At 60.4% G+C, this 523-nt stretch carries 1 protein-coding gene; it reads right to left on the bottom strand.

The features are described 5' to 3' along the window. A partial coding sequence (locus NRB16_RS29265) for an AMP-binding protein (RefSeq protein ID WP_257107620.1) occupies positions 1–523 on the bottom strand: 523 nt, incomplete at both ends.

The following is a 523-nucleotide window of genomic DNA, read 5'->3' as shown; positions in this document are numbered from 1 at the left end:
ACTCTACCGAGCCATCGGCCAGCCAGCAGGCCAGGTCGCCGGTACGGTACAGGCGGGCTGCCGGGTCGGTGCTGAACGGATCAGCCACAAACACCTGCTCGGTCAGGTCGGCGCGGTTCAGATAACCCAGCGCCACGCCATCGCCACCGATATACAACTCGCCGGTTACACCCAGTGGCACTGGCTGCTGGCGAGTATCGAGTACGTACAAACGGGTATTGGCCAACGGCTTGCCAATGGGAATGCTGCCCTCGCCTACGGCCTTGATTTCATGGGTCGCCGAGAAGGTCGTGGCTTCGGTCGGGCCATAGCCGTTCAACAGGTGCTCGGGCGCGCCGTTTTTCAGCACCTGAGCGATAACCAAAGGATCCAGCACGTCACCGCCGACAATCAGATAACGCAATTGAGCAAAGGCGTCGTACAGGCCTGAGGCGTATTGATGGAACAAGCCAGCCGTCATCCATAGCACGCTGACCGACTGTTCCAGCAGCAAGGCCTTGAACTCAGGCAGCGACAGGAGCAC

Source organism: Pseudomonas sp. LJDD11, from assembly GCF_024584215.1.
Lineage (GTDB): Bacteria > Pseudomonadota > Gammaproteobacteria > Pseudomonadales > Pseudomonadaceae > Aquipseudomonas.
Note: the sequence above shows the minus strand (reverse complement) of the source record. Positions and strands in the feature narration are given on the sequence as shown.